Source organism: Pseudidiomarina homiensis (assembly GCF_003987225.1).
Taxonomy (GTDB): domain Bacteria; phylum Pseudomonadota; class Gammaproteobacteria; order Enterobacterales; family Alteromonadaceae; genus Pseudidiomarina; species Pseudidiomarina homiensis.
In genome coordinates this window covers 125137-144981 of record NZ_PIPX01000002.1, presented here as the reverse complement: position 1 = coordinate 144981, position 19845 = coordinate 125137, and the positions used below count along the sequence as shown (strand labels likewise).

The 19845-nt window shown below is 52.6% G+C and carries 16 protein-coding genes; 6 read left to right on the top strand and 10 right to left on the bottom strand.

Annotated elements, in window-relative coordinates:
- Positions 1 to 155: 155 nt before the first annotated feature.
- The 3 genes from rph to pyrE all read left to right on the top strand — a co-directional run bounded on the left by rph (position 156) and on the right by pyrE (position 3011).
- Positions 156 to 869 (top strand): ribonuclease PH, encoded by a 714-nt coding sequence (gene rph / locus CWI70_RS09795; protein WP_126773212.1) that lies wholly within the window; start codon positions 156 to 158, stop codon positions 867 to 869.
- Positions 870 to 1039: 170 nt separating this feature from the next.
- Positions 1040 to 2242 carry a hypothetical protein gene (locus CWI70_RS09790; protein ID WP_126773210.1) on the top strand — a complete coding sequence of 401 codons (1203 nt, stop codon included), beginning with the start codon at positions 1040 to 1042 and terminating at the stop codon, positions 2240 to 2242.
- A 124-nt stretch (positions 2243 to 2366) separates the two neighbouring features.
- Positions 2367 to 3011 (top strand): orotate phosphoribosyltransferase, encoded by a 645-nt coding sequence (gene pyrE / locus CWI70_RS09785; RefSeq protein ID WP_126773207.1) that lies wholly within the window; start codon positions 2367 to 2369, stop codon positions 3009 to 3011.
- A 20-nt stretch (positions 3012 to 3031) separates the two neighbouring features.
- On the opposite strand, the gene CWI70_RS09780 is transcribed toward pyrE, so the two are convergent.
- Positions 3032 to 4708, bottom strand: a complete 1677-nt coding sequence (locus CWI70_RS09780; RefSeq protein ID WP_126773205.1) for a type 1 glutamine amidotransferase family protein — start codon at positions 4706 to 4708, stop codon at positions 3032 to 3034.
- Positions 4709 to 4919: 211 nt separating this feature from the next.
- On the opposite strand from CWI70_RS09780, the gene CWI70_RS09775 reads away from it, so the two are divergent.
- From CWI70_RS09775 to fieF, 3 genes are read left to right on the top strand one after another with little or no spacing between them, the layout of a single operon-like run.
- Entirely contained in the window at positions 4920 to 6320 is a 1401-nt protein-coding gene (locus CWI70_RS09775) for a substrate-binding periplasmic protein (protein WP_126773202.1), read from the top strand.
- Positions 6321 to 6785, top strand: coding sequence for a tRNA (cytidine(34)-2'-O)-methyltransferase (locus tag CWI70_RS09770; protein WP_126773199.1), 465 nt, complete (start codon positions 6321 to 6323; stop codon positions 6783 to 6785).
- Positions 6786 to 7754, top strand: a complete 969-nt coding sequence (gene fieF, locus CWI70_RS09765; RefSeq protein ID WP_126773196.1) for a cation efflux pump FieF — start codon at positions 6786 to 6788, stop codon at positions 7752 to 7754.
- On the opposite strand, the gene CWI70_RS09760 is transcribed toward fieF, so the two are convergent.
- The 9 genes from CWI70_RS09760 to CWI70_RS09720 all read right to left on the bottom strand — a co-directional run bounded on the left by CWI70_RS09760 (position 7681) and on the right by CWI70_RS09720 (position 19799).
- Entirely contained in the window at positions 7681 to 8715 is a 1035-nt protein-coding gene (locus CWI70_RS09760) for an alpha/beta fold hydrolase (protein WP_126773193.1), read from the bottom strand. The two genes, fieF and CWI70_RS09760, sit on opposite strands and share 74 nt — an antisense overlap.
- On the bottom strand, positions 8716 to 10062 hold the full coding sequence (locus CWI70_RS09755) for a HAMP domain-containing sensor histidine kinase (protein WP_126773190.1): 1347 nt from the start codon (positions 10060 to 10062) through the stop codon (positions 8716 to 8718).
- Between the two features lie 9 nt (positions 10063 to 10071).
- The gene (locus tag CWI70_RS09750; protein ID WP_126773187.1) at positions 10072 to 10749 is read right to left on the bottom strand and encodes a response regulator transcription factor; all 678 of its coding nucleotides are present in this window, start codon (positions 10747 to 10749) and stop codon (positions 10072 to 10074) included.
- Between the two features lie 76 nt (positions 10750 to 10825).
- A complete protein-coding gene (gene ntrC, locus CWI70_RS09745) occupies positions 10826 to 12241 on the bottom strand; it encodes a nitrogen regulation protein NR(I) (RefSeq protein ID WP_126773184.1) in 1416 nt (471 codons plus the stop codon).
- A gap of 3 nt (positions 12242 to 12244) precedes the next feature.
- Positions 12245 to 13360, bottom strand: a complete 1116-nt coding sequence (gene glnL, locus CWI70_RS09740; protein WP_241967877.1) for a nitrogen regulation protein NR(II) — start codon at positions 13358 to 13360, stop codon at positions 12245 to 12247.
- The gene (locus CWI70_RS09735) at positions 13347 to 13976 is read right to left on the bottom strand and encodes a DUF4124 domain-containing protein (protein ID WP_126773181.1); all 630 of its coding nucleotides are present in this window, start codon (positions 13974 to 13976) and stop codon (positions 13347 to 13349) included. Before CWI70_RS09735 ends, glnL begins: the two co-directional genes overlap by 14 nt.
- A gap of 40 nt (positions 13977 to 14016) precedes the next feature.
- Positions 14017 to 15429, bottom strand: a complete 1413-nt coding sequence (glnA, locus tag CWI70_RS09730) for a glutamate--ammonia ligase (RefSeq protein WP_198677694.1) — start codon at positions 15427 to 15429, stop codon at positions 14017 to 14019.
- Positions 15430 to 15721: 292 nt separating this feature from the next.
- Positions 15722 to 18841: an efflux RND transporter permease subunit gene (locus CWI70_RS09725; protein WP_126773179.1), complete on the bottom strand. Its 3120-nt coding sequence runs from the start codon at positions 18839 to 18841 to the stop codon at positions 15722 to 15724.
- A complete protein-coding gene (locus CWI70_RS09720; RefSeq protein WP_126773176.1) occupies positions 18831 to 19799 on the bottom strand; it encodes an efflux RND transporter periplasmic adaptor subunit in 969 nt (322 codons plus the stop codon). Before CWI70_RS09720 ends, CWI70_RS09725 begins: the two co-directional genes overlap by 11 nt.
- Between the last annotated feature and the right edge of the window lie 46 nt (positions 19800 to 19845).

The following is a 19845-nucleotide window of genomic DNA, read 5'->3' as shown; positions in this document are numbered from 1 at the left end:
CTCTCTTAACTTGAATTGCCGCTAGTTTAGCATTGTTTTGCATCGCGCAAAATTCCAACATCGGGAACATTGCACTGGCGACAGAATTTCAGATTCACATCTGATATAATCGCCGCCCATAAATTCGCCTAAGCCTAAAGTAAAAGGAGCCAGCCATGCGTCCAAGTGGTCGTACTGCCCAACAGATTCGTCCGGTGACGATTACCCGTAATTACACGCGTCACGCGGAAGGTTCGGTGTTGATTGAATTCGGTGACACCAAAGTATTGTGCACGGCGAGTGTTGATCGCAATGTGCCGCGCTTCTTGAAAGGTAAAGGGCAAGGCTGGGTGACGGCTGAATACGGTATGTTGCCGCGCTCAACCCACAGCCGCATGGACCGCGAAGCGGCACGTGGTAAGCAAGGTGGCCGCACCGTTGAAATTCAGCGTCTGATTGGCCGCTCATTACGTGCTTGTGTGGACTTGGCAGCGTTAGGTGAGAACACCATCACCATCGACTGTGACGTTTTGCAGGCCGACGGCGGTACTCGCACGGCTTCTATCACGGGTGCTTGTGTGGCGCTGGTCGACGCGTTGAACTGGATGCGCAAGCAAGGCTTAGTTAAAACCAATCCGTTGAAAGGTTTGGTGGCAGCAATTTCGGTCGGTATCTACGACGGTCATGCGGTGGCTGACCTTGATTACCCTGAAGACTCGAAAGCTGAAACCGACATGAACGTGGTCATGACCGAAGCAGGCAAGCTCATTGAAGTGCAAGGCACCGCCGAAGGCGAACCGTTCTCGTTCGAAGAAATGAACGAAATGCTTGGTCTCGCGCGCCACGCCATCCGCGAACTCATGGACCTGCAAAAGCAAGCATTGGCCTAAATACGTAGCCCGCAGTTCTACTGCGGGGGATCGTGACCTAACAAATTTGCATTGATTATGTTGGGAGTTTTCCCCGTACTAGAAGTACGGGCTACCTAAAACTGGAAAATTATAGCTCGTCGTCTACGCTTCTTTGCTGATGGAAACCGAAGAACAAAAAAGGACGAGCTATGAAATTCCTCTCTCTTCTCGCGTTTGTTTTAACGCTCACCGCCACCACCACTAACGCTAGCGAACCTTACGTGGTGCAAGTAAATGCCCATGATTATCGCTTCGAGATGCCGTCGCAGATGAAGTCGGGCTGGGTCACCTTTGACTTTCACAACAAAGGCAACGAAATGCATGTTGCCATTCTTGGTAAGCGGCCTGATGACGTGGACCTTGCGACGTTTAAAGAAGCCATTAAGAACCTAACCGAAATTCCATTTGAAAGCCACGGTGGTCCAGGTTTACACTCACCTGGGCATGCGAGTAAGACAACAATTAACCTGCCTCCCGGCGACTACGTATTGCTATGTGGTACTCGCAACGCGAGTGGTCAGTCACACTTTCGCTTAGGTATGGTGCATTATTTTGTCGTTACTGATGAACCGAATAACGCACCCGAGCCTAACGCCGACATGACTATGACCTTGTCGATGTATGATGTTGCAACCGACGCACCGCTGAAACCAGGCGTGAACACCATTCGTATCGAAAACCAAACCGGCTATTACGGCGATGCCCACTTGGTCTCGCTAAACGGGGATGCATCGTTAGCGACTGCAAGGCAGTATCTTGAGAGTTTGAAAGAGCCTGCGCCGCCCCATTTTATTGGCGGCATTGAACAGGGGAACCCTGAAATTATCCAATACCTCACCGTTGATCTCGAAGCTGGTAAATACGGCTGGATATCACATGAGGCCGCTGGATACGGTATCAATGAGACCTTCGAAGTCACAACGCAATCTGAATCGGAAGGTATTGCCTTCGACGAAATTGAAAACGAAATGATACTAGAATTCTCTGAAACGGGGCTAGATGGGCCCGAGTCTATTCCTGCGGGCCGTGTTCAGGTCATCAACAACACCCTTGATGAGCGCATGCATGCAGTCGCCATTTTCCGCCTGCACGAAGGCAAACGAGCAACTGAAGCGCGCGATTTTTTGGTCGGCCAAATAACCAATTTCGAGCAGGGAAAACTAAACATGAACGAAGGGCTTGATCGTCCCTTCCACGATTACCAGTTGTTTTTGCCGATCCATAACCCGGACAATGAGGTGAGTGTCACCTTAACGCCGGGTGAGTATGCGTTGATGTGTGTCGGTAAACTTGGTACTGACGAAGCGCATCACCAACACGGTGGCCTGCACACCTTTACCGTCACCGAGTAAAACCGAGAACACCGTTACTCGAGATTTGTTATAATGCCGCATGTATCCTGTAGCCCGCAGTTCTACTGCGGGGAGAACTTGACCCGTACTAGAAGTACGGGCTACGAAAAATCCAAGGCACTATATGAAACAGTATCAAAAAGACTTTATCAGCTTCGCCATCGACCGTGGCGTGCTCAAATTTGGTGAGTTCACCTTAAAATCGGGGCGCACGAGCCCGTATTTCTTCAATGCTGGCCTGTTTAACCATGGTGCTGACCTCGCCAAGCTTGGGCGTTTTTATGCCGCGGCATTACAAGACAGCGGCGTTGACTACGATGTGCTGTTTGGTCCAGCGTACAAGGGCATTCCGATTGCTACGGCGGCCGCCATCGCGCTGTTCGACACCTATCAAAAAGACGTGCCTTACTGCTTCAACCGCAAAGAAAAGAAAGATCACGGTGAAGGCGGCAACCTCGTAGGTTCACCATTGCAAGGCAAAATCATGCTGGTCGATGACGTCATCACTGCGGGCACAGCGATTCGTGAATCGATGGACATTGTGCAGGCCAATAACGCTGAGCTTGCAGGGGTGCTCATTGCGCTCGACCGCCAAGAAAAGGGTCAAGGCGAGCTAAGTGCCATTCAAGAAGTCGAACAAGACTTCGGCACCAAAGTCGTCAGCATCGTCAAACTGAATGACGTGATTGAATACTTAAAAGACAGCCCCGAGCTGGCTGACCATCTCGAGGCTGTACAGGCTTATCGGGAACAGTACGGCGTAGCGTAAAAGCCACGCCATTCAACTATTTAAAAGCTCTCGGACGGCGCGTATTGCATGCCAATGCGCGCATTTTGCACCTGACATTCAGCGCCCGCTTTCTGCGTTTTCACGTCGTCACCGCCAATCAACGTCATGGTAAATTGCTCCCATTTCACTTCGATACTATCGCGGTCACGACACAATAAGCGCAGCGAATCATACAAGCCACGGCTGGCGATAAAGTTTGTCGTGGGCTCAACCTGCACCACTTCAGCGTTCTCAGCAAAAGTCACAGCGCTGACATCGCTGCCACTAAACGTGCCACTCGAACCAGCCATGAGATAATGGAAGGTCGCAGCGACTGCGCGTTCATTTTGTTGCGCGCCGGCAGCGAAAAACACCCCACGCTCACCTGCGACTTTGAAGTCACCGGAACGCAAGCTCACCAGCAGCGCAGTTTCGGCATCGATACCGACCGCCAATGGTACACGGTTGGTCGCCGCAACACGCAGTAAGCGGCCATGGTTACCTTCAACACCCATGCGCGTGTCCAGTGAACCCCAACGGAACAAGCCTGCACCACCGATCGGATGATAGGTAGCACTATTCTCGTTCAAATCACGCGGACAGGTATCGTCTTTGTGACATCCTAAGCCCGGCAAGCGTGTCGCATGCACGCCGTCCTTCAACGCTTCGCGACTACTACCGCCAGCGACCATCGCTTGGCTGGTCATGACATTAGCGGCCTTGCCTGCCGCAGCGACCACCAGCTTCGCTTCGGCCACGCGTTCAGCGATACCAACGGCTAAAGCATTCGGTTCGTTCAATGCGGTGACCAGCAATGGACGTAATAAATCAGGATTACCATCGGCGAAGAACAAAACGTCGGCATTACGGATTTGCGTCAGCGCATCACCCGCCTGACAAAACGCGACTTGGCGAGCGTGCAAATCTGCATGCACCACGTCACGACGAAACGCGCTCATTTCACTAGCGCGATAATCAGCAAGGCTTTCACATGCCTGCGCCTCACGCGCAGCTGCAACGGCTACGTCGATTGGCAACCAAGAAGCATCGGCGCCAGCGCCAGCAAAAGCTTGTAAGTAATAATTCACTAAATCGAGGCTATCCCGCTGTGCAGCGGTTACCACCAACACGTGGGGTGTTTCATCACCACTCACCTGCTGGGCTTGCGACAAAATTTGTCGCATGTAATCAATGTTCACTTGGCTCTTGGTCGCAGTAAGATTAACGCCAAAATCCGCATCGCGCGGCACCGGCATTTCCAAATGATCGATGATTAAATTCCAGTCACGCTCCGACAATTGCTGATACAAGTACTGCGTCGCTCGACGTGTAAACTCTTCGGTAAACGAACGCTCAGAGATGACATCTTGCTTGAGGCGGTCACGCAGTAAATCGATTGCCTCTTTCAGATCATCACGGGTATCATGGCGCAATGGTGACCAATTGGCATCATCGAGCAATGCTTCCACGTAAGGGCCGCTCAAATTCACATAGCGGTCGTAACGCATGCTATCACGATCGATCCAATCAGTATCGCTGCAACGCTGCCACGCCATACTCGAGCAGACTTCCAAAGCGTCGCCAAGCAACACTAATGGGTAAAAGTCCTGCTGCTCTGGTTCCTGTGCATCACTTGCAGGCGACCACGTTAATGCTGCTAGCAGTGCCGTGGCATAGGTGAATAAGGTTTTGCGCATGTAGTTACTCCTCATGGACGCCTCATGGACGTGCGTTCACGCCATCAATAATGGCGCACAGTGTAACACCTTTTTTTGCCGAACCGAGGTGCTATACTGCAAGGCTAATTTCGTCATACTTTTTTCGACCCCGTTTGAGGCGCAGAAGTTGCATCCAATTTTCAGCTCTTGGTCTATTAAAACGTTGAGTATCGGGCTTGGTCTTGTGATCATGACCGCGCTGAGTTCACTCCCTGTCCGAGCGAATGAGCAGCCACAAGAGCTGGTGTTTCGCATGCCTGATCCGTCACCGATCACCGAGTTCGCAGTGTCGTTGATCACTGAGGTCTATGCCGAACTTGGAATTGAAATCCGTTTTGTCGAAATGCCGCGCGACCGCAGTCTCACCGAAGCCAATAAAGGCACTATTTCCGGTGAGTTAGGTCGTCTGCCACAAATTGGTGAAGAATACGGTAACTTGGTACGGGTTAACTTTCCGCTCTTCGACTCGCGCGTCGTTCTCGTTGCCGATCGCCGCGAGTGCGGTCTTTGTAACTTTGCCTCAATTGAAAGTTATGCGTACATCGGTGGCACCCAATCGGTCGAACATGTCATTGGTCAGCAAACCGTCGATAAGCCGAGCATCAAAGCGGTAAGTTTTGAGCAACTTGAAATGCTCTACGAGAATAATCGTGTACAAGCGGTTGTTGTTAATGATTTTGAAGCGCGACAACTACGCTCGATTAATGACCCACACACAATTATCGTTCCCTATACCCGCAACACGGGCTACCACTTCTTATATAAAGATTTCGCCGATTTGGTTCCCAAAGTAGAGGCCATTTTAAGTCGTATGGCTGCTAATGGTCGCATCAGCGCCATCGCGCAGGCGACTGGCGCAGAGATGTTGGCACCACAAATCATCGAGAATGGCCAACAGTTTGGCCAAATCAGTATTGCTGCGGGGCTTGTTCCGGACTACACCGACCTTAATGGCCGTGGTGAGTATTGGCAGCTATTAAGCAAGATCATGGCGCCGGTTACCGACGATCTTGAACTCCTCACCAATAGCCTAGCGCGAGCGTATCGCGGTTATGTTGACGAACGCTTCGATGCCTTTATTGGTGCCTATACAGTATTTGTGCCCGAGCATTCCATCGCATCGCGTAATCACATTGATTTTGACCAAGGCTTGTATCTGTTCACCCATGACGAGGCAACCTCGACAGCTCTTCGAGCCGGTGAACACCCGCGTCCGATTTGCCACATCGAAAGCTACATGTACAATTATTTGTTTCCGGATTCGACCACTTTTTACGCTGCAGACAACCATCTCGACTGCTTTGCCATGCTGGATATGGGCCGCGTCGCCGGTGTGATTGGCAGCCACAATCAAGCACCCGAATGGGGTGAAACGCCGTATGTGCGAACGCAAATTCGTGACCCTTTGCCAATCCACGTTTTGTTTCGCAATAACCCCCGCGGTTATCGCATCCGGGACTGGTTCGATCGCGAGCTTCGTCGCTTAGTCGAAAGTGGAGAAATCCGCGAGGTCTACAGCGAAGAAGTACTTAAGCGCAGTAAGTTTCACCTGAACATGCCCCCAATCTCACAGTCGCAAGGACCGCAATAGATGTTTCATATTGCTCTACATAACCCAGTAATGCCGGCGAACACTGGAAATATTATTCGTCTGAGTGCGAATAACGGCTGCCAGCTCCATTTGATTGAACCGCTTGGCTTTGACTTTGAAGAGAAAAAGCTACGCCGCGCTGGGTTGGACTATCATGATTTAAGCAATGTTGCGCGCTATCCCGACTTTGCCTCGTTCGCTCAAGCTATGGGCGATCGGAAGATTTTTGCCTGTACGACCAAAGGCAGCAGCAGTTATACGTCGGTAAGTTACCCAAGCGATTGTGTGCTCTTGTTTGGCTCCGAGACCAGCGGACTCCCGGATGACGTTTTAAATCAGTTCGCTGCCGAGCAGCGGATCCGCATTCCGATGATGCCTAACAATCGTTCGCTCAACCTTGCCAATGCGGTTGCCATTATTAGCTACGAAGCGTGGCGCCAGCATGACTTTGTTGGGAGTGCATAAGTGGCAACAAAAGGGGCAACTCAGCGTGATTATGGCTTCTGGGTCAAACTGGCAACCCGTGCATCAGTAACTGTTGCCTTCACGCTCATTATCGTGAAACTGTGGGCTTGGATCGCCACCGACGCGGCCAGCATGCTAGCGTCAGCGACCGACTCGATGTTGGACGGCTTAGCCTCCTTGTTTACGTTTTTCTCAGTGCGTTACGCGCTGCAACCCGCCGACCGTGAACATCGTTTCGGTCATGGCAAAGCTGAATCACTTGCGGCGTTGGTGCAATCGGCGCTGATCACCGGCTCGGCGATGCTGTTGTTGGTGCACAGTGCCCAGCAATTGTGGCAAGGGAGCCAGGTGCAACAGGCCGGCCTCGGGGTTTATGTCTCACTGTTTGCCATTGCCCTCACGCTCGGACTCGTGCTATTGCAACGCGTTGCCATCCGCAACACAGGCTCCAAAGCCATCGCCGCCGACCATCTGCATTTTCAGTCGGATTTACTGTTAAATAGCGCGGTCATTGCCGCTTTACTACTTAGTGCCTATGGCTGGTACTGGGCCGACAGTGTGTTCGCCATTGTGATTGCCATTTACCTAGCGTACGGCGCAATTCGAATCGGCTGGGAGGCATTTCAAGGTTTGATGGATCGTGAACTTCCAGAGGAAGACAAAGCGCAGATTGTTGCCGTGTTGCGTTCGACCAAAGGTATTCATGGTTGGCATGACTTGCGCACCCGGGCATCCGGGCCAACGCGCTTCATTCAGTGCCATGTGGAGCTGCAAGACGAGCTCTCACTAAAAGCGGCACATGACATTGCCGATGGCGCCGAACAAAGGTTACGCGAGCTGTTTCCAGATACTGATGTGATTATTCACATGGACCCACTGTCAGCGGTGCCGCAATCTAGCGCTGCAGACCCTGAAACCAATCCAGCGTCTGCTGTAACGTCGGCTGACGATACGCATCGGCCTCAATAAACAGTTCGTGCCGCGCCTCGGCGATGGTGGCTAAGCGGCTGTGCGGATGCGAAAGCGCACAAACGAACTCAGCTTGGCCACGTGGGTCAACCACCGTATCGCCACCCGCTTGCAGCACCAGCACCGGAATATGGATGTCACCGGCCTCAGCAATCGCGCGGCGGCTGGCCGATAACGCTTGCGATACCCAACGAAAACTCGGTCCGCCGAGCTGCACTTCAGGGTGTTGTCGGTACAATTGTCGGAACGTTTGATAACGGGCTAAGCTATGGCTCAATTCGTTTTGCGCAAATGGCACTTCAACGTAGCCGCCAGTGCCAATAAGAAACCACGGACGGTGCGGCGTTATGAGTTGATTCAAAAATGCGCCAGCGTGGGCAAAACCTTTCGCTAACCAATGCGGCAGTCGGCCAGTCTGAATACCAAACATCGGCGAACACAAGACTGCACTTTTGACTTTGTGCGGGTAACGCGCCAAATAGAGTGCCGCAATTGCGCCACCCATCGAATGCGCCACAAGGTGCAGCGGAAGCTCGCGTCCATAATGGTCAACCATCGCTGCTTCACTCGCGCGGGTGAAAGCCGCAAAATCATCAACAAAGTCATCAAAACGATCCACATGCCCGTTATGGTGGTTGTCGCTCAGGCGATCTGAATAACCTTGCCCACGGTGGTCAATGATCGCCGTCGCATAGCCCAGCTGGGCCAGCTCCCACACCAATTCCGGATACTTGATTGCCCCCTCAATACGGCCAGGGCTGAGCAGCACTAGTCCTTTGGCCTGCTCAGGAAAAACTAAGAAATAACGTAAGGTCACATTATGCGGACGCGCCAATTCAAACATCTGTGCATGCGCACGCCAGAAGGGCATGATGGTGTCATTAAAAAACGCCTGCCAAGCCGACTTATCATTGTCGCTCGGTTTAACTGCCAACACTTGTCGGTTGTCTGTTTCTGGCACCTATGTGCTCCTTGTTAGCGTGACTGCAACTTCCAGTCCACCGTCAGGGTGATTGCGCGCATCAACATAGCCCCCGAGCACCGCCGCAGCGCGTAAGCTCAGTGCCATTCCTAGTCCCACCCCGGCTTTGTGATTGCGTGATGGATCGGCACGATAAAAAGGCGTAAACAACTGTTCTAGCTGGTCTTCAGGGACGCCTTGTCCGTGGTCACGAACAAACACAGTGTAACTTTCTGGCAGCGCCTGACAACTGATTTCGATCGCATCATCGGTGTACTGCAGAGCGTTACGAATAAGATTTTCAAGCACCAAGCGTAACAACTCAGGATCACTGTCGATCACCGGCCAATCGTCACTGTCATGCACTTGCAAACGCTGGCCGTGCTGTGGATCAACATAGCCAAGGTCTTTGACCAATTGTGACACCAACTCACGCACATCAACGGCTTCAGTTTGCAAATTCACCAAGCCATTTTCGAGACGTGACAACGACAGAATGCGTTCAATGATCGTACTCAGGCGCTCTAAATCGCGGCCCAACTGCCCCAAGTGCTGCTCGCGGTCGGTGCCATCGTCGTCATCTTGGCTTAGCATCAGCGCCACTTGCATGCGCGCCAACGGCGAACGCAGTTCGTGCGATACATCGGAAAGTAAGCGCCGTTGCGCATCACGGGAAACCGCCAGATCATGCGCAGTGGTCGCCAATGCCCGTGCCAGCTCGCCGAGTTCGTCGTTACGCTTTGGCAAGCGTTTTAGTTCGGGTTTTTCGCTACCTTTGGCAATTTCGCGGGTCGCATGCGTCAGACGCCGCAGCGGCATTACCAGCCAAGCACCCAAGAGAATTGCGATCGCTAAGCTACCGATAAGTAGGGCCAAGGTTTGCACGCGCTGGGTTTGCTGTTCCGACACGACTTGCTGTTCGCGTTCCTCGGCAGTGATCGGGCGAGTCACTAACAAACTATAGCCATCGAGCTTAAAGGGGCCAATCAGCATACGATTGCCAATCGGAATTTGTTGCGGTTTATCCGCCTCGAGCTGGGAAAGTAGCAGGCGGCGGTGCGAGGCACTCAGCGAGCGATCCAATTGCAGACGTTCTTGGCCACTGGGTGCTAGACTCGCTGCCACACGATAATCGCCAGCTAACAACCGCCCAGGCGTGAGCGAGCGAAAGGTATTGACGTCGGAGAGCAGTGGTGCCAGTGAAGATTGCACCGCCTCCGGTACCGGTGACGGTGCAATGGGTTTACTGAACCATAGCGCAAGCAGGTAACCACTGCTCGCCACTGCGAACAACAGCACCCAAAACAGGAACAGCAGTCGCAGCGAAAGCGAGTGATACCAACGCATCAGTCGACCTTAAGCGAACTGAATAATGCGATAACCACGGCCACGCACGGTTTGGATGCGCTCCGGGTCGGTCGGTAATTTCTTACGTATATTGCTGATATGCACGTCGAGGCTACGGTCAAAAGGCGCTAACGAACGCCCTAGTGCAGCAACCGATAGTGCATCTTTGCTAACCACTTCGCCATGCGCACGAACCAAGGTTCTGAGAATGTCGAACTCGGTCGGTGTCAGATCCAATTGCGTGTCATCGCAACGTGCTTCATTTTGCGACGGATCAATTACGAAACCAGCGTATTCGCTCTTTTCCGGACGGACACTGGTATGTGGGGTGCGGCGCAGCAACGCCTTCACCCGCGCCACCAGTTCTTTCGGATAGAACGGCTTCGGCAGATAATCGTCAGCCCCTAGCTCGAGACCAGCAACGCGGTCGTCGTCGTCACCACGAGCGGTTAACATCAGCACTGGCGTGTTGCGTGCTTGTTGACGCAACCGTTGCAGCAGTTGAAAACCATCAATTCCTGGCAACATAACATCGAGCAAAATGAGGTCATAAGACCCACTTAATGCGCGCTCCAGCCCCGCCTCGCCATCGGCAGCAAGGGTCAGTTGAAAGCCTTCCTTGGTGAGAATTTGCTCTAACATACTGCTTAGTTCAGCATCGTCGTCAACAAGTAATAATTTGCTCATAAGTTACCCTGTGTTGTTATTGTAGCTCTTTACAGACTAAGCATTATGTAAAGACACATCTAAATAGATAGTCCATTTACGCATCTTTTACGAAGCTTTTTAGCTTCCGCGCAAGGGTGTTGCGCCCCCACCCAAGTTTTTCTGCAGCGCGTTGCTTGTGTCCGTCGGTACTCGCCAATGCGGCTTCGATAGCAATACGTTCTAATTCGTCAATCAGCTCATTGAGAATGTCCGTTTCGTGACCTGCTAAGCGTCGCTCAAGATCACGTCGTAACGCAATCTGCCAACTGTTAGTGTTTGGTGTTGCAGAGGCGTTGTCTGTGGACTGCTCGAGATCACTCGGTAGGTCAACCACATCCACTCGCCGGCCAGGCGCCATGACTGTTAGCCAACGACAGGTGTTCTCGAGTTGCCGCACGTTGCCGGGCCACGCGGCCGCTTGTAATTTTTGCAGTGCCGCCGCTGTGAGTTGTTTAGGTTCAGCGTTAAGTTCAGTCGCCGCTTTGGCAAGAAAATGCTCGGCCAATTGCGGAATATCACTGCGACGCTCCGCTAAGGTAGGCAACTGCAAGCGAATAACATTCAAACGATGAAACAAGTCTTCGCGGAACTCTTTTTCTTGCACCCTTTGCTCAAGTTGCTGGTGTGTTGCGGCAATAATGCGTACGTTCACTTGCACCGGTTGATAGCTGCCAACCGGATAAAACTGACCTTCGGCTAAGACGCGCAGCAGACGCGTTTGCACGGCCAGCGGCATGTCACCGATTTCATCCAAAAACAAAGTGCCGCCGTCAGCTTGCTCAAAACGCCCACGGCGGCGTTGCGTTGCGCCGGTAAAAGCGCCTTTTTCATGGCCAAACAGCTCGGACTCAATCAGATCGGCCGGAATAGCCGCCATATTCAGCGCAATAAACGGCTTGTTACTCCGCGGACTGTGGTGGTGTAGAGCACGCGCAACCAATTCTTTCCCCGTCCCCGAAGCGCCGGTAATCAGTACCGTTGCACTAGAATGCGACAACCGCCCGATAGCACGAAACACATCTTGCATCGCCGGCGCTGCACCAATAATGCCAGACACCTGTTCTGGCCCAGTTGGTTGGCCTTTTTCGCTCTGCTCCAGTTGTAACGCACGGCTAATGGTGTGCACCACCTCGTCCATGTCGAAGGGCTTGGCAAGATACTCAAATGCCCCCCCCTGAAAAGCACTCACTGCAGAATCTAGGTCGGAATGTGCGGTCATCACGATAACTCGCAGTTGTGGGTAGTGCTGTTGCACGTACTCGAGCACTTGCAAGCCGTCATCGCCAGGCATGCGAATATCAGTTAGCAGCACCAGCGGCTGTTGGTGCTCAAGCGCTTGGTACAGACTTGCCGCATCAGCAAAGCTACGGCTCTGGATCGAGGCCCGTTGCAGTGCGCGTTCAAGCACCCAACGAATCGAACTGTCGTCGTCCAATAGCCATACAGGTTGTTCACTTTGCGCTGTCGCCATGCCTTACTCCTGTCCTACATCTTGTACTTGGGGTTGGGTTTGGCGCGTCTCGATATAGGGTAAGTACAACAAGAAGCGGGTATCACCGGCTTCCGAAAGCAGCTCTACTTTGCCGGCATGTTGATGCACTGCGTTTTGGGTAATCGCCAGGCCCAAGCCGGTGCCACCGGCACGCCCGCTTACCATCGGGTAGAACAAGGTTTCTTTCAATTCTTCAGGTACCCCAGGGCCGGTGTCTTGAATTTCAATCACCGCGCACTGGCGGTAGCGTTGCCCATACAATGTTTGCTGGTGCAGCACCCGCGTTCGCAAAAAGACCTTGCCTGGCTGGCCGCTTTGCTGCAGCGCTTCACAGGCGTTCATCACCACATTCAAAATAGCTTGCTCAATGGCATCGGCGGCCATACTCAGTTCCGGCAGGCTGGGATCATAGTCGCGGACGAACTCAATACTGTTCGGCGCGCTTAGCTTCGCAACCGCAATGACACGCTCGATCACGGCATGCACATTTGTCGTCTCACGCTGCGGGAGTTCATGGGAGCCAAGCATACGGTCCACCAGATTTCGCAGGCGGTCGGCTTGGCTCATGATTAGGTCGGTATACTCGTGCAAGCTTTCGTCACTGAGTTCGCTGGCCAACAGTTGTGCCGCACCGCGCAACCCACCTAATGGATTCTTAATTTCATGGGCCAAGCCACGTACGATACTGTGTGCCGCTTGCAACTGTTGCTGCTGAGAATTTTCCTGATTGATGCGCCGTATTTGATCGACCTGTCGCAGCTCGAGCAGCACTTGTAACGCGCCGTCGTCGCTTTGCAGCGGCTGCGCAATGAACTCAATAGTGATGCGCTGGCCATCATGAAAGACCCATGTCACATCGCTGTCGGAAACACTTTGCTGATCACGCAACGCATGCCGCAGCACTTCCGGTTCTAACGAACTAAAACTGAACAGGCTAAACAGTGGAGTATTTACTAGGCGTTTTCGGCTGCCGTCGAGTAACGTCTCAGCCGCGGTATTCATATAACGGATATGCAACTGCGCATCGAGTTGCACAATTGCCGTGAGCAACTGGTCAAAGTCTGGTTGCACCATTTTGGTGCAATCAGTTCTGGCCACTCGTACCACCCATGTTGACGTTACCAGAACTGTTACCAGAACTGTTACCAGAATTGAGGGCAGGGTTATAAATCGAAGCTTGGTGAATGAAGATAACCAATGTGTCCGACACCGCCAGTTCCGTTCCGCTTTCGTCAAACAGGCGCACTCTGAGACGATGCTCACCGCGGTTCATGTCACGCAAGGTAACGCCGGCCGAAGGCCCCTCATAGGTCAATTGATTATCGACCCAAAGCTGGTAATTTAGCCGCCCTTTGACGTTGCGGGTTTGTGCCGCCCAGGTCACGTTAACAATACCTTCATTACTGCGGATCGTTGCTTCATGAGCAGGGCTGGTAATGGCAATTGAGGCTTGCACATTGTCATCACCTTCTTCATCAGCGCTTTCCGTACCGGTCGTGATGGCGCCGTCGGTAGCGCGTTTCACCGGCTCGAACTCGCTGACCACTGACTCAACCTGAACTTCTTCAGCGCCAGCTTCTTTTTTATCGGTATACACCACGGTGCCGTCTTCAAGCACCTTTTTGTACACCTGAGCATGGCTGCTCGGCGCACAAAAAAGGCCCACCATGACAACTCCGAGTAACAGCGTTAGGTAAAACGGTGTACGGGTCATAGTAGGCCTCCTGTCGTACGTTCGGTTTAATGACTAAGCATTAGACTGAATAATAGAGATCAAATTCAATCGGATGCGTGGTCATTTTCAAGGTCATGACTTCTTTTTGCTTCAACGCGATGTAAGCGTCGATCATATCATCCGTCATAACGCCGCCTTGCTTCAAGAAGTCGCGATCTTTGTCGAGTGCTTCCAGCGCCATTTCAAGCGAGTGACACACGGTTGGGATCTCTTTTGATTCTTCTGCTGGCAAGTCATACAAGTCTTTATCCATAGCGTCGCCAGGATGGATTTTGTTTTTAATGCCGTCGAGACCTGCCATTAACAAGGCCGTGAAGCACAAGTATGGGTTCGCCGCAGGGTCAGGGAAGCGTACTTCGATGCGGCGTGCTTTGGCACTCGCCACAAGAGGAATACGAATCGACGCTGAGCGGTTACGTGCCGAGTAAGCAAGCATTACTGGTGCTTCAAAACCTGGGACCAAACGCTTGTACGAGTTGGTCGCTGGGTTAGCAAAAGCGTTAATGGCGCGGGCATGCTTGATAATACCGCCAATGTAGTACAACGCAGTTTCGCTCAAGCCGCCGTACTGGTCGCCAGCGAATAGGTTTTGGCCATCTTTACCCAATGACATGTGAACGTGCATACCTGAACCGTTATCGCCAACAATCGGCTTCGGCATAAAGGTTGCAGTCATGCCGTACGAGTGCGCAACATTGTGCACAACGTACTTGTAAACTTGGATCTCATCAGCTTTTTTAGTCAAGGTGTTAAAGCGGGTTGCGACTTCGTTCTGACCTGCTGTCGCCACCTCGTGGTGATGCGCCTCAACAACAAGGCCCATATCTTCCATCACTTCACACATCGTGCTACGAATATCATGCGCAGAGTCTACTGGCGGCACTGGGAAGTAACCACCTTTCACGCCTGGGCGGTGAGCGAGGTTACCGTCAGCGTATTCTTTACCTGAGTTCCATTTTGCTTCTTCAGCTTCAATTTTGTAGAACGAGCCGCTCATGTCGGTGTGGAAGCGTACATCGTTAAACAAGAAGAACTCTGGCTCTGGGCCAAATAATGCGGTGTCCGCAATTCCAGCGCTTTGCAAGAAAGCTTCGGCACGGCGGGCAATCGAACGTGGGTCACGATCGTAGCCTTGCATCGTGTCCGGCTCAAGAATGTCACACACCACGTTCATGGTTTGTACATTTGAGAATGGGTCAAGAACAATCGACGAACAGTCTGGCATCAGTACCATGTCTGATTCGTTGATACCTTTCCAGCCACTGATCGACGAACCATCGAACATTTTGCCTTCTTCAAAGAAATCTTCGTTGATTTGCGACACCGGAATGGTGACGTGTTGCTCTTTACCTTTGGTATCGGTAAAGCGCAAATCGACGAATTTCACTTCGTTTTCTTCAATAAATTGCATTACGTCTTGTGGTGTCGACATGGTTTGCTCCAATGGTCGTTAATCGATAAAACAAAAAGTGCTGTTGGCTAGTTGCCGTTTGCTGTTCGTTGAGAGACTGCAAGCTGTATGCCAACTTTTACGAACAGCAACAAATTCAGTTAGTTATGATTAAACTTAGCACTATTTTCAATTTTTGCTGCGTTTGTAGCAGTGGCTTGGTGCTGTTTTGTTGGATTTTGCACCATTATAGTGCATAAACCTGCACCATGATAGTGCATCGTTTAGGAAGGCTGCGGCGACCACTGAGCGATCGCCGCAGGAAGAGCTGTTGCTAACTGCGGCGTTTCAGTAAGGACGCGTACAGCAACGGAATCACGATGAGGGTCAGCACGGTCGATACCGCAATACCGAAAATAAGGCTGACAGCAAGGCCGTTGAAAATCGGATCATCCAAGATAAAGAAGGCGCCCATCATCGCCGCAATAGCGGTGAGTACAATGGGTTGCGTGCGCACCGCAGCAGCTTCAATAACAGCGTCGTTCAACGGCTTGCCTGCCGCCACCGCTTCACGGACAAAATCGACCAGCAAAATGGAGTTGCGCACAATAATCCCAGCGAGCGCAATCATGCCGATCATCGAGGTCGCCGTGAACTGCGCGCCCAACAGGGCATGACCCGGCATAATACCAATCAGGGTCAGCGGAATCGGCGCCATAATGACCAATGGCGTACCATAACTGCCGAAGTGACCAACCACCAGTAGGTAAATCAGCAACAAACCCACCGCGTACGCCAAGCCCATATCACGGAAGGTTTCGTAAGTGATCTGCCACTCGCCGTCCCATTTGATTGCTGCTTGATCCCATTCGGTGGGCTGGGTGATATAACTCTGCGGCAAGTCAATGTGCCCTGCAGCGGCAAACAACCCATACAATGGCGAATCAAGCTCACCGGCCATGTCTGCCGTCACGTAGACTACCGGGCGTAGATCCTTGTGATAACGCGGCTGTTGTAATGGCACCGTGACGCGTTCGATAAAGGCACTCAAGGGCACCGCTTGGCCTTGTTGATTGGTCACCGTCAAACTCTCGAGCTGCGCCAGTTGTCCTTGCCACTCGGCCGGCAAAAACAGTTGCACGGGCATCGGCTGTAATTCGTCGCCAGTGGCTAAGTAGGTGACCGGCATGCCGCTCAAGGCCATTTGTAGTACCTGCACCGCCTGAGCGGGGCTTACCCCAAGTTGTGTTGCTCGAGCATTATTGATCTGCCAGATTTCTTCCACGCCATCCGCAACTAGAGTGCTGTCGACATCAACTACGCCGTCGGTTTGCTCGAGCTGAGCTAACACTCGCTGCGCTGCCGCTTCACGCTCACGCGCAGAGGGACCATAAACTTCTGCCACAATAGGCGCGAGCACCGGTGGCCCAGGTGGAACTTCCACCACTTTTAAAGTACCACCGGCAGCTTCAGCAATCGGCGTCAGTAGCGGCCGGATCGCGAGAGCAACAGCGTGACTTGCGCGATCGCGATTCGCTTTGTCCGCCAACGTCACTTGAATATCACCTTGATACGGGGCGCTGCGCAAGTAGTACTGCCGCACCAAACCATTAAAGCCAATCGGTGAAGCGGTTCCAGCATAGATTTGGGTGGCCGTAACCTCAGGCACCTCGTCTAACTTTTCAGCTAATGCCAGCAAAACTTTATTGGTTTGCTCAAGACTAGTGTCCTCAGGCATGTCTAGCACCAGCTTGATCTCACTCTTGTTATCAAACGGCAGCATCTTCATCACCACCGCTTGGACGACAGCGAGACCAAGCATCGCAACAATCAGAATAATTAAGCCAAAGCCCATGAAATAGCGCTTTTTACGGCTCTCTAGTAACGGCCGCATGATGCGTTCAAACAAGCGCTGCAGACGTCCATCAGCCTTTTCACCCGCGTCGTGCTGATGCCCAGAGTCTTTCAACACATGGCGCGCCAGCCACGGCGTTACCGTTAGGGCTATAATCAGCGACAGCAACATCCCCATGGAGGCATTGATCGGGATCGGGCTCATGTACGGCCCCATCAAACCACTCACAAACGCCATCGGCAAAAGTGCGGCAATGACCGTGAACGTGGCCAAAATGGTCGGCCCACCGACTTCATCTACCGCCGGTGGTATGGCTTCTTTGAGTGACTTACCCATACCTAAATGGCGATGAATATTTTCGACCACGACAATGGCGTCATCGACCAAAATACCAATCGAGAAGATCAATGCGAATAGCGATACGCGGTTTAAAGTAAAACCCCAAGCCCACGACGCAAACAACGTGGTCGCAAGCGTCAGCACGACTGCGCTACCGACCACGACAGCTTCGCGTTTACCCAGCGTGAACAACACCAAGGCCACCACTGAAATGGTCGCAAAAATGAGTTTCTGGATCAGTTTTGAGGCTTTATCATCGGCGGTTTGTCCGTAGTTACGCGTAACTTCGACAGTAAGGGCAGGTGGTAACCACTGCGCTTCAAGCGTGTCCAGTCGCTCGAGCACTCGTGCAGCCACGTCAACTGCGTTTTCACCCGCTTTCTTGGTAATCGTCATGGTCACTGCAGGCTCAACGCTGCCGTTTTTAGCCCGTGACCATACATAACGTGATGCTTTATTCGCGCCCGCAGTAATGGTTGCGACTTGCTCTAAACGAACTGGGCGGCCATCGACTACGGCAACCACAAGTTCGCGCAGTTGTTGTTCACTCTCAATAAAGCCACCGGCTTGAATGGCCAGCTGTTGCCCCTGTTGCAAACGATAACCCGCTTGCGCACTGGCATTTTGACTTTGCAGCGCCTGCGCCACGCGATTGAAATCAAGGCCAAGCTGTTCCAGCGCCGTACTATCTAAGGTAACGCCGATTTGCTCCGGCTCCGCACCAATCACTTCAACATCGCGTACACCGGCAACATTTTGCAGCGGCGCGCGCAGGGTGTCAGCGACAGCTTTCAAGTCGAGTTCGCTGGAGGTCAGGGTTAACCCGAGGATTGGCACGTCATCAATGCCACGTGCTTTTACCAGCGGCTGACTGGTCTGCGGATGCTGTTGCCGCCATGACGCCAAGGTATCAAACAGTTCCACCAGAGCTTTATCACGCGGTACCCCTACTTCAAACTGTACCGTGATCAAGGCCTGACCAGCCTGCGCTACCGAATAAATGTGTTCAATTCCCTGCATGCGAGCAAAATGTTGCTCTAACGGTGTAGCCAGTTGCTGCTCTACCTGCTCGGCGCGGGCACCAGGAAAGGCGACCATGACATCAGCCATGGTCACGTCAATTTGCGGTTCCTCTTCGCGCGGGGTGATCATGGCGGCCATCAAGCCCAGCAATAATCCAAATACAGCGAGCAGCGGTGTAATCTGCGAACGCTCGCCCCATGCAGCTAAACGCCCAGCGATACCCATCTTATTCGCCATAGCTCACCACCTCATCCGCCGCTAAACCGCTCACAACTTCAACGTCATCGCCGTAACGCCCACCCAGACGCACCGCACGCCAGCTGTCATCAGCCATTTTGACCATGGTCAATTCACCTTGCCGATAAATGGCTGCAAACGGGATCACTACCCCCTGATGTTCGCCTACCTTCACCGTTACGGATTGCCATTGCCCCGGCAAAAAGTCGGTATCCGCAGGGAGGTTCAGACGCACACGCTGAGTACCGGTTTGTTGGTCCGCAGTCGGAAATACTTGAAATGCTGCGGGTTCAATACCGGCAACTCGCGCCCAAGCAAACTGTTTTGCCGCGGCGGCATAGCGCGCTGGCAAGTCAACGTGAATACGCAACTCAGCTGGGTCAAAGCCGCTCATCAACGGCGTTCCTGGCTGCACCAGCTCCCCCGGCTCAACCAATCGCGCGCTCACCACGCCACCATAAGGCGCTTTAACTTCAGTGTAGGAAAGCTGCTCTTGCGCTCGGGCGACTGCGGCTTTAGCCGAACGTTGTTGGGCTTTAGCGCTATCCAAGCTGGCTTGCACACGATCGCGTTCCGCCGTCGGCAAGAGCTTCTGTTCAACCAGCCGCACCACGCGGTCATAATCTTGTTGAGCTGCGGTCAAGTTGGCGTTTGCGGCAGCCAATTGCGACTCTGCCTGCGTTAACGCTTGATACTGATCGACTGAAGTAATGGTTACAATCGTGGCACCCGCAGGAACTTCGTCACCGACTTCAACCAACACCCGTTCGACACGGCCCGATACTTGCGCTGAGACGGTGGCTGCGTTGGTCGCTTCAACCACACCTTGCAATTGCAAAATATCCGCTAAGTTTTTCTGTTGTGCCGTGGCCGTCGCCGCATTCGCGGTGGAAGGAAGAACCATTAAGCTCATCACAGCAAAACCAAGAGCCCAAGTTGCGTAGTGTCGTAAAGTCATTATTCGTTCCTCAACCTACAAGAATTCAAAGCGTTAGCTCAATGTT

Bases quoted from the DNA above. Each gene is read 5' to 3' on its own strand.
- rph (WP_126773212.1), top strand. From the start codon at position 156: ATGCGTCCAAGTGGTCGTACTGCCCAACAGATTCGTCCGGTGACGATT.
- CWI70_RS09790 (WP_126773210.1), top strand. From the start codon at position 1,040: ATGAAATTCCTCTCTCTTCTCGCGTTTGTTTTAACGCTCACCGCCACC.
- pyrE (WP_126773207.1), top strand. From the start codon at position 2,367: ATGAAACAGTATCAAAAAGACTTTATCAGCTTCGCCATCGACCGTGGC.
- CWI70_RS09780 (WP_126773205.1), bottom strand. From the start codon at position 4,708: ATGCGCAAAACCTTATTCACCTATGCCACGGCACTGCTAGCAGCATTA.
- CWI70_RS09775 (WP_126773202.1), top strand. From the start codon at position 4,920: ATGACCGCGCTGAGTTCACTCCCTGTCCGAGCGAATGAGCAGCCACAA.
- CWI70_RS09770 (WP_126773199.1), top strand. From the start codon at position 6,321: ATGTTTCATATTGCTCTACATAACCCAGTAATGCCGGCGAACACTGGA.
- CWI70_RS09755 (WP_126773190.1), bottom strand. From the start codon at position 10,062: ATGCGTTGGTATCACTCGCTTTCGCTGCGACTGCTGTTCCTGTTTTGG.
- CWI70_RS09750 (WP_126773187.1), bottom strand. From the start codon at position 10,749: ATGAGCAAATTATTACTTGTTGACGACGATGCTGAACTAAGCAGTATG.
- ntrC (WP_126773184.1), bottom strand. From the start codon at position 12,241: ATGGCGACAGCGCAAAGTGAACAACCTGTATGGCTATTGGACGACGAC.
- CWI70_RS09735 (WP_126773181.1), bottom strand. From the start codon at position 13,976: ATGACCCGTACACCGTTTTACCTAACGCTGTTACTCGGAGTTGTCATG.
- glnA (WP_198677694.1), bottom strand. From the start codon at position 15,429: ATGTCGACACCACAAGACGTAATGCAATTTATTGAAGAAAACGAAGTG.
- CWI70_RS09725 (WP_126773179.1), bottom strand. From the start codon at position 18,841: ATGGCGAATAAGATGGGTATCGCTGGGCGTTTAGCTGCATGGGGCGAG.
- CWI70_RS09720 (WP_126773176.1), bottom strand. From the start codon at position 19,799: ATGACTTTACGACACTACGCAACTTGGGCTCTTGGTTTTGCTGTGATG.